This window comes from Gilvimarinus sp. 2_MG-2023, from assembly GCF_030547685.1.
In the GTDB taxonomy this organism is placed as follows: Bacteria; Pseudomonadota; Gammaproteobacteria; order Pseudomonadales; family Cellvibrionaceae; genus Gilvimarinus.
Genome location: NZ_JAUOQM010000026.1, coordinates 1 through 9646 on the forward strand (window position 1 = coordinate 1; position 9646 = coordinate 9646).

Genomic DNA, 9646 nt, shown 5'->3' on the forward strand with positions numbered 1-9646 from the left:
ATTGGCCGGGTAACCCACGGTGATGATCACGATCGGTTGTTTCGGATTGCGATGGAAGGTGGCTACAAGGCGATGGATGAGTTGCGCTCGCAAGGCTTGGTGAGCGCCATAGGCTTGGGTGTCAACGAATATGAAGTCTGCGAACAGGCGATGGACCACGGTGATTTCGACTGCTTTTTACTAGCGGGTCGCTACACTCTGTTGGAGCAGCAGGCGTTGGATACCTTTTTGCCGCGCTGTGTAGAGCGCAATACCTCCATCGTCCTTGGCGGGCCATACAACTCGGGGATATTGGCAACGGGCGTGAAGCGCGCCGGCGTAGTGCCCCACTATAATTATCAGCCGGCCTCGGCGGAGATCATTAACCGAGTGGAGCGTATCGAGTCCCTGTGTAACGAATTTGAGGTTCCGCTCACCGCAGCCGCACTGCAGTTTCCTTTAGCACACCCAGCGGTCGCTAGTGTAATTCCTGGCTTGAGCGCGCCGCGCCGCGTCGAGACTAGCGTTGCCGATATGCAATGTAACATTCCCGTCGCCTTCTGGGCGGCACTTAAAGACGCTGGGTTGTTGCATCCATCGGCGCCTATACCTCAATCGCCCCAGGGTTAAACCTTATGCTGCGTATCGATGCTCACCAACATTTTTGGCAGCTTAACCGAGGCGATTACCATTGGTTAACGCCCGAGCTAACGCCGCTATACCGCGACTTTCTTGCGCGGGATCTACAACCGCTGCTGGAAAGAGCGGGTGTTAGTAAGACGGTATTGGTACAGGCGGCCGCCAGTGTGGAAGAGACTGAATATATGCTGGATCTGGCTGAGACGACCGACTTTATTGCCGGGGTCGTGGGTTGGGTGGATATGGAGCAAAAAGGTTCGGTCGAGACGCTTGAGCGCCTGGCGAGCCACTCGGCGTTGAAAGGTATTCGTCCGATGATCCAGGACATTGTCGACCCGAGGTGGATGCTCAAACCCGAGCTGGACGCTATTTTCTCGGTGCTTATTGAGCGGGGGCTGAGCTTTGATGCGTTGATCACACCGTCACATCTGGACGCATTGGAGGTGCTGTTGGGGCGTTATCCACAGCTGAAAGTCGTTATTGACCACGCCGCCAAGCCGAATATTACCCGCGGAATGGACGAGCCGTGGCGCAAGAAAATCTCCCGTATTGCGGCAAACAGCCATGCTTATTGTAAGTTGTCCGGCCTGATTACCGAAGCCGGTGAGCACGGCTCGTTTGATGACCTGACGCCCTACTTGTCACATCTGCTTAGCTCGTTTGGTGCAGATCGATTGATGTGGGGAAGCGACTGGCCGGTTCTGACCTTGGCGGCCAGTTATGACGATTGGGTCGGTGCCAGCGAGGCTTTTATTGGCCGGCTCGATGATGCGCAACAAGCGGCTATCTGGGGCAAGACGGCGCAAGCTTTCTACAACCTATAGCTCGGAAATTGAATAACTTAGTCTTGAAGAGTATGAGTGAGGACCTGACAGCGATGCAAAAAATGATCGGAAAGACCGCATTAGTCACTGGTGGCGGAAGTGGTATCGGCGCCAGTGTTTGTTTGCGACTGGCGGCCGAAGGGGCGCATATTCTGGTATTGGATTTGAACGACGAAACCGCCCAGAGCACGGCCGAGCGCATTCAGTCAGCGGGAGGGACGGCGACCGCCTACGCTTGTGACATTGCTGATCACGCACAGGTAGCTGAACGCTTTGCAGAGATACAGAAAGACACGCCTATTGATATCTTGATCAACAATGCTGGCATCGGCCACGTAGGCAATTTGGAAGCCACAACCGAAGAGGATTTAGATCGTTTATATCGCGTCAATGTCAAAGGTGTTTTCAACGCGACTCAGGCGGTCATCGGAGGAATGAAAGAACGTCGCAGCGGCGTGATTGTAAACATGGCCTCTATTGCGTCATCGGTAGGCATTGCCGACCGGTTTGCCTACTCAATGACCAAGGGCGCGGTTCTGACAATGACGTACTCGGTGGCGCGCGATTATATCGATCACGGTATTCGCTGCAATTGCATCGCACCAGGGCGGGTTCACACCCCGTTTGTCGATGACTATCTGGAAAAAAATTACCCCGATACCAAAACCGAAATGTTCGAGAAGCTGTCAAAAAGTCAGCCAATAGGGCGTATGGGAAAACCGGATGAAATAGCGGGGTTGGTGGCTTATCTTTGTTCGGATGAGGCCGCTTTTATTACCGGCTCTAACTTTCCAATCGATGGTGGATTTGTGACGCTCAATAATTAAGATCGGAGTCTCGACCGGACCTTCTGAAAGATGGTGTGCCTGTCATATAGTATAAACTCCGAGAGCTCCCTTGCGAAAAATCAATAAAATTAATAAAGAAGGTTTACGTGATGACAACCCTTGAAAGCACGGCCGCCCCGCGGCCGCAAAGTAACAGTGAAAAGCAACCGGCTCTGATCCCGGCTGCATTCCTTATACCGTTTATATTGATTACTTGTTGCTTTGCACTTTGGGGGTTTGCTAACGATATAACGAATCCGATGGTGGCCGCATTTCAGAAAATATTTCTGACGGGAGCTACCGAAGCCACTTGGGTTCAGGTCGCCTTCTACGGCGGGTATGGTGCCATGGCCTTTCCCGCAGCACTTTTTATTCGCAAGTACTCCTACAAGGCGGGTATCTTGATGGGGCTCTTCCTTTACGCAATCGGAGGCCTTTTGTTTATCCCGGCCAGTTCGGTCGGTGAGTTCTTTCCGTTTTTGGTGGCTTACTTTGTCATTACATGCGGTCTGTCTTTTTTGGAAACCACCGCCAATCCTTATATTCTCTCGATGGGGCCGGCAGAGACCGCTACACGCCGATTGAACTTGGCCCAAGCGTTCAATCCTATCGGTTCACTTATCGGGATGTACACCGCGTCCCAAGTAATTTTGGCCAACCTCGATGCTCGGGGAAAGGCCGAGCGGGAACTGCTGAGCATGGCCGAGTTTGATACGGTTAAAGCGGCTGATTTGGCAGTCGTCAGTCAACCGTATGTCATGATTGGTGTTGTGATTGCGCTGATGTTTGTTTTGATTGCCTTTATCAAAATGCCCGTCGGTAAACCGCCTGAAGCGAGAGATGTGAGTCTTGCCGCTATATTTGGTCGCCTTCGTCACTCGAAAAGCTATAGGGAAGGTGTGGTTGCGCAAATGTTCTATGTGGGGGCGCAAATTATGTGCTGGACGTTCATTATTCACTACGGTACCGATGTGTTTATGGCGCGCGGCATGGGGGAAAAAGAAGCGCAGGTTTTGTCCCAGCAGTACAACATTGTTGCCATGATTATTTTCTGCGCCAGTCGTTTTATCTGCACGTTCTTTTTGAAATTTATTCACCCGGGCACGCTCTTAATGACCTTGGCTTGTGGTGGTATGGCGTTGTCAGTCGGCACTATTATGTTAGGTGGCGTGGCCGGGCTCTATTGTTTGGTACTGATATCGGCTTGTATGTCGTTGATGTTTCCTACCATCTACGCGATTGCTTTAAAGGGGCTCGACGGTGACGACGCCAAGTTTGCCGCCGCGGGCTTGATTATGGCAATAGTTGGTGGAACCTTTTTACCCATGTTGCAGGCGGGTGTCATAGACACCTGGTCGTTGGGTTTAGTGAGTGCAGTGCAAGCCTCATTTGCTTTGCCACTGCTGTGTTTTGTGGTGATTGCCACCTACGGTTATCGAACGGTGAAATTTTATGACAGCTGAATATGCAAGCAATGGTGTAAGGCGATACTGTCTGGCGCTGGATTTAAAAGATGATCCCGCTTTAATTGAGCGCTATAGAGAGTTTCACCAACCGGAAAATGTCTGGCCTGAGGTCAAACAGAGCATCAAAGACTCCGGAATTTTGGATATGAAAATTTATTTGCTGGGCAATCGCTTGGTGATGGTGATGGAAGTGGATAACGAATTTTCCTTTGCAGCCAAGGCGGCAGCTGATCAGAGCAACGCTAAGGTACGGGAGTGGGAGCAGCTGATGGACACGTTTCAGCAAGCTGTGCCCTGGGCAAAGGCGGGTGAGAAGTGGGTGCCTATGGAGCCCATCTTTTCGTTGTAATTTGTCCCCGGGCGCGACACCTCGGTGAGCGCTCGGGTGTTAAAAGTGAACCAGAGGTACTGACGATGAAATTATTACGATTTGGCCAAGTGGGTCAGGAAAAACCAGGATTACTGGATGAAGAAGGCAATATTCGCGACTTATCCGGCCATATTGATGAGATAGACGGCAACTTTCTCAGTGGCGATCAGTTCGCCAAAGTTCGCAACCTGGATGCCAGCAGCCTGCCCAAGGTAGAGGATGGCACTCGCATTGCTGAGCCCGTTGCCGGCGTCGGCAAGTTTATCTGTGTGGGGTTGAATTACGCGGATCATGCCCAGGAGTCGGGTATGGATGTGCCACCCGAGCCGGTGCTTTTTATGAAGGCAACCTCTGCGATTAGTGGTCCTTATGATCAGGTAGAGTTACCGCCTGAATCTAAAAAGAGCGATTGGGAAGTTGAGCTCGGTGTTGTGATTGGAAAAGAGGCTAAGTACGTCTCTGAAGCCGATGCCATGGATTATGTGGCGGGTTTTTGTTTGATCAATGATCTGTCTGAGCGTGAATATCAGCTGGAAAAGGCAGGGCAGTGGGTGAAGGGTAAAAGCTGCGATACCTTTGGTCCGACCGGCCCCTATCTGGTCACACCTGATGAGGTAGGTGACTTTAATAATTTGAATGTTTGGCTCGAGTTAAATGGCGAACGAGTTCAGGATGGCAGTACCGAGACCATGGTATACAAAGTGCCATTTCTTGTGCATTACATCAGCCAATTTATGAGTCTGCAGCCCGGCGATATTATCAGTACGGGTACCCCGCCTGGGGTTGGCTTGGGTATGAAACCGCCGAAATTTTTACAAGAAGGCGATGTTATGCGTTTGGGTATCGATAATCTTGGCGAGCAGCGCCAGGAAGTTATTCGCTATTCCAAGTAACACTGTGCACGGTAAATGGCGAGGATGGATGCTGCGGTTTGCGGCTCCTTCCTCCCTGTTATTTGGTGGGCGTCTACACGCCATTTCAACTTCGGAGAGATAACGGTGACCGAAACAACGAGCTCGATACAGGTCGCTTTGTATGTCACGTGCTTGGTCGATGTTATGCGTCCCAGCGTTGGCTTTGCAGCGATTAAGCTATTGCAAAACGCGGGCTGCGATGTGATCGTCCCCAAGCAGCAAACTTGTTGTGGTCAGCCAGGGTACAACAGCGGCGATGAAGTGGCGGCAAAAGCGCTTGCGCAACAAGTCATTGAAACCTTTGAGTCCTACGACTATGTGGTGGCACCCTCGGGCTCGTGTGCAGGGATGATTAAAGACCACTACCCTAAGTTGTTCTCGAAAGATGCCGAGTGGCATTCGCGTGCGCTAGCCCTCGCCAAAAATACTCATGAGTTGACCAGTTTTCTTGTCGATGAGCTCGGTGTGCAAACACTGGATGCGCACTTTGAAGGTAGCGTTTGTTATCACGACAGTTGCGCCGGTTTGAGAGAGCTCAATGTCAAAGCACAGCCTCGTCAATTATTGAGCAGCGTAAAGGGACTTAGCTTGCAAGAAATGAAGGGGGAAGAGGAGTGTTGCGGTTTTGGTGGGCTGTTTTGTGTCAAGTATTCCGATATTTCCAACACTATGGTCAGTCGCAAGTTAGACAACATCGAGCGCAGCGGTGCGGATACGCTTTTGGCTGGCGATCTAGGTTGCCTGTTGAATATGGCGGGAAAAATGACACGAGAGGGTAGCACCGTTAAGGCCAGGCACGTGGCAGAAGTCTTGGCGGGTATGACCGACTTGCCTGCCATCGGTGAAGGTGAGGGCTAACGGTTATGTCATCGAGTTGTAGCTCCTTTAAACAAAATGCGGCTGTTGCCATTCACGATCCCAAGCTTCAAGGGGCGCTGGGTAAACTGGGTGACGGTTTACAGGCACGGCGGGCTGCCGCGGTTGGGCAGCTGCCGGAATTTGACGCGCTGCGTAACGATGCTCAACGCATTAAGCGTCAGGTGATGGCGGATTTGGATTGTTACCTGGAACAGTTCGAATCGAAGGTGCTCGAGCAAGGCGGGCAAGTACACTGGGCCAGTACGGCCGATGATGCGCGCAATGCAGTGCTGGACATTTGCCAAAAGGTAGGCGCAAAAACGGTTACCAAAGGTAAGTCGATGGTGACCGAAGAGCTAGAGCTTAATAACTTTCTTGCCGACAACGGTATAGAGCCGGTCGAAACCGATCTGGGCGAATATATCCTGCAGTTGCGCAAAGAAGCCCCGAGCCACATTGTGGTGCCGGCAGTTCACCTTCAGCAGGATGATATTGCCAAGACCTTCGTCAAGTCTCACGCGCAACTTGATCCATCCCGCGACCTAACGGAACCTGAGCGTTTAGTGGGCGAGGCACGGGAGGCATTGCGAGAGCGATTCTTTGCGGCGGATGTAGGCATTACCGGTGCCAACTATATGGTGGCTGAGACCGGTTCCACCGTTATCGTTACGAACGAAGGTAATGGCGATTTAACTCAGACCCTACCCAAGGTTCATGTGGTTGTGACAACCATAGAGCGGGTGATTCCCACCTTGGAAGATCTTTCGACGTTTTTGCGGCTGTTGCCACGTTCGGCGACCGGACAGGAAGCAACGGCGTATGTGACCTTGTCTTCCGGGCCAAAACGCGAAGACGACTGGCACGGCCCGCAAGAATTTCATGTGGTGATACTGGACGGCGGCCGCAGTGAATTATTGGGCAGCGAAAACCAGGACGTACTGAATTGTATCCGCTGTGGTGCGTGCATGAATCACTGTCCGGTTTATGGCGCGGTCGGTGGACATGCCTATGGTTGGGTATACCCGGGGCCCATCGGTTCGGCGTTAACCCCGGCGCTTATCGGGGTAGAGAAATCTTCAGCATTGCCTAATGCCTCGACTTTTTGTGGCCGGTGTGTGGAAGTCTGTCCGGTAAAAATTCCGCTGACTGACATTATGCGCCGCTGGCGGGTGGAGGAGCAGACGAAAAAACTGACGTCTCCGTTTCAGCGCGCCGGCTTGAGTGCTTGGGCTTGGCTGGCAACACGCCCCGGACTCTATCAAGCGCTTACCGGCTTGACGGCGTGGGGAATGAAGGTCGTTGGCCGGCGTCGAGGCGGTCTGACCCGCTTACCCTTCGCCAGCGGTTGGACGCAATATCGAAATTTTCCCACCCCAGAGGGAAAAACTTTTCATGCCCAAATGAAACAGAAAGCCAAGACTAAGGCGAATCTGGGAGTGCGCTATGAGTAACGCTCGCGAGAAAATATTTGCGGCTATTGCCCGTAACAAGAAGCCTATGCAAGATGCTGCAGAAAAATCGGAAAACTTGATTGCTCGGGTAGAGGTCAATACGATTCCCGCGCGGGGTAATCTTTCTGGTGTGGCGATGGTCGAGGAGTTTGAAAAAAGAGTTCTGGCTAGCGCTGCTTCCATAGAATACGTCTCCAGTAATAAAGATGTACCTGAGGCGATAGTTCGCTACCTAGCCAAGCACCAGTTGCCAAACGTTTGTTTCGCTAACGGTAAGGCTGGACAATTTTCCTGGTCGAGAGTGCCGGAGCTTGATGTCCGCACGACGATAGGAAATGTCAATTCCCCGGTCGTGGTTACAGAAGCCTTCCGGGGAATTGCAGAAACAGGCAGTCTGGTTCTGATTTCACAGCCGGGTCATTCTTCAGCCAGTCATTTCTTGCCAGAGTATTTAATTATTATTCTGCCGTACAACAATATCCTACCTTCACAGGAATCGGTATGGGAAGATGTTCGACAGCGTTCGGGGGATATCCCTCGCACCGTTAATCTGGTTACCGGTCCTTCACGTACCGGAGATATAGAACAAAAAATGGTACTCGGTGCACATGGCCCCAGGCAGGTGCATTTAGTGGTAGTAAAATAGCTACCACTAAATATTTTTTAGTAAGTTTTTTATATTAACGGATGCCACCGCTTTAAATTTCAACAGCCTGCTAGTGCACCTTCATACAAAGAAGGTGGCAGCTGAGAGAAAAAGCGAGCATCAGGGGATGCATGGCGGGCGTCGGGAAATACAACGCCAGCTGAGTAGCGACCTATGCTTGGTATATCAGTGGTGTATAACCAATCTTTTCTTGGCGAGATCAGATCAATATTTGTTTAATACCCGGGTGCTCAGTTCATTCGCCAGGGCACAGTAATGATATAAAGTGCTGGCCGGACAGCGGTCGCTGAGTACGTTATTGTTTTCATCCCGCTGATCTATATACCCACCTGGAAATTCAGCCTGCAGGTAAGAGGAAAATAGACGGTGTAGTGCGGAGTTCATGACAGCGTTGGCATTGGGGTCGCCTCTTGTGTGCATGACGAGTGCGGCTTTAATAAGCTCTGTTAACCCCCAGCTTCTCATGGTGGCCTGGTGGATCTTTCCAAAACAGTTCACCTCGTCATACACCAGTCCGTTCGGCGCCAGGCCGATTTCCAAGCCTTTATTAAACAAAGGCTGAACTATATGGTCCACTTTCGTTCCAGAAATACGTGAATACCAATCAAGTAGCCAAACCCACTCAAACATATGTCCGGGTTCGATGGCTGCTTGCTCTACTGAGTGTGCTAGAGTCCAATCATTGTTAAAAAATTCAAACACCACATTGAGGTCTGAGTCGTAAAAGTAGCGTTCGAAAAGCAGAAAAATATCATTGGCACGAGTCAGCCAATACATATCATTGGTTGACTCGTATAGGCTCATAAAGGCTTCAAATAAATGCATGTGAGGGTTCTGACGGCGAACAGTGTATCGGTTGCCGCCTTCGTTCCAGCCGCCGTGTTCAGATTTCATTTTTTGGTCCAAAAATCTAGATAGGGCGTGAGCTTTATCTGAAAATCCATTATCGCCAAATGCATTGATGCAGGCAGAGTAAGCGAGAAAAAAGAATGCTTGGTCGTATAAGTCTTCTTCAGTGTCCTTGGGTGAAAAATCAGCGTTTAAAAGATGATAAAAACCACCACCTGATACAAGGTGACTGGCATGATCCTCCGAGAACTCTAGGAGACGAGCGGTCGTATTTTCCGCATTAATCCACCCGGCTTTCGTTGTCATGGCATAGCAAAAGGTTTGTCGTGCTTGAACTCTAACTCTAATATTGCTGAGATCATCGACTTCACCCGCCATGGTAAGAGCTTCATAGTGAGCGCCATTTTGTCTGTTAATGCCACTGGTTAGCCATTTAGGTAAAGCTTCACGGTATAACCAATTTTCAAAGCGAGCCGAAAGCTCCACAATCTCTGAGTTCATATAACCTTACTCATAAATTCAATTCAATATTTCAAGTGTGCTGGGTTAGTAGCCCATCTCATCACACTATATTTTTCTGTAAAATCTGCCGGTCATAGAATGTAAAGCTTCATTATCTTGAAACCTTACACCTCGATTTATTACGTTAATAAAATTTCCCTAAGATGTGCCAGAGAAAAAAAGGGTGCTCGTAAGCACCCGAAGGTTTGGGCTGAGAGAGAGCACCCGATACTAGTTTTAGAAGTTAGCTCTAAAGCTAAGCGAGAAGTTGCGCCCGTTGGCAAAATATTGCGTGAGCAAA

General features: G+C 50.5%; 10 protein-coding genes. 9 read left to right on the forward strand and 1 reads right to left on the reverse strand.

Annotation, left to right across the window (positions count from 1 at the left end; translation table 11 throughout):
* From Q4526_RS06055 to Q4526_RS06095, 9 genes are all read left to right on the forward strand, one after another.
* A partial coding sequence (locus Q4526_RS06055; RefSeq protein ID WP_215976032.1) for an aldo/keto reductase occupies positions 1-609 on the forward strand: 609 nt, incomplete at its 5' end.
* 5 nt (positions 610-614) lie between these two features.
* Positions 615-1442, forward strand: coding sequence for an amidohydrolase (locus Q4526_RS06060; protein WP_215976033.1), 828 nt, complete (start codon positions 615-617; stop codon positions 1440-1442).
* A gap of 53 nt (positions 1443-1495) precedes the next feature.
* Positions 1496-2269, forward strand: a complete 774-nt coding sequence (locus tag Q4526_RS06065) for an SDR family NAD(P)-dependent oxidoreductase (protein ID WP_303605061.1) — start codon at positions 1496-1498, stop codon at positions 2267-2269.
* Positions 2270-2379: 110 nt separating this feature from the next.
* Complete coding sequence (fucP, locus tag Q4526_RS06070; protein ID WP_303609554.1) at positions 2380-3732, forward strand: L-fucose:H+ symporter permease; 1353 nt, start codon at positions 2380-2382, stop codon at positions 3730-3732.
* Positions 3722-4084: an L-rhamnose mutarotase gene (locus tag Q4526_RS06075; RefSeq protein ID WP_215976035.1), complete on the forward strand. Its 363-nt coding sequence runs from the start codon at positions 3722-3724 to the stop codon at positions 4082-4084. Before fucP ends, Q4526_RS06075 begins: the two co-directional genes overlap by 11 nt.
* A gap of 65 nt (positions 4085-4149) precedes the next feature.
* Positions 4150-4998, forward strand: coding sequence for a fumarylacetoacetate hydrolase family protein (locus Q4526_RS06080; RefSeq protein WP_215976036.1), 849 nt, complete (start codon positions 4150-4152; stop codon positions 4996-4998).
* Positions 4999-5103: 105 nt separating this feature from the next.
* Complete coding sequence (locus Q4526_RS06085) at positions 5104-5877, forward strand: (Fe-S)-binding protein (protein WP_303605063.1); 774 nt, start codon at positions 5104-5106, stop codon at positions 5875-5877.
* A gap of 5 nt (positions 5878-5882) precedes the next feature.
* The gene (locus tag Q4526_RS06090; RefSeq protein WP_215976037.1) at positions 5883-7328 is read left to right on the forward strand and encodes a lactate utilization protein B; all 1446 of its coding nucleotides are present in this window, start codon (positions 5883-5885) and stop codon (positions 7326-7328) included.
* Positions 7321-7974 carry a lactate utilization protein gene (locus Q4526_RS06095; RefSeq protein WP_215976038.1) on the forward strand — a complete coding sequence of 218 codons (654 nt, stop codon included), beginning with the start codon at positions 7321-7323 and terminating at the stop codon, positions 7972-7974. The genes Q4526_RS06090 and Q4526_RS06095 overlap by 8 nt, the downstream gene beginning before the upstream one ends.
* A gap of 225 nt (positions 7975-8199) precedes the next feature.
* On the opposite strand, the gene Q4526_RS06100 is transcribed toward Q4526_RS06095, so the two are convergent.
* A complete protein-coding gene (locus Q4526_RS06100; protein WP_215976039.1) occupies positions 8200-9345 on the reverse strand; it encodes an AGE family epimerase/isomerase in 1146 nt (381 codons plus the stop codon).
* Positions 9346-9646 lie beyond the last annotated feature (301 nt).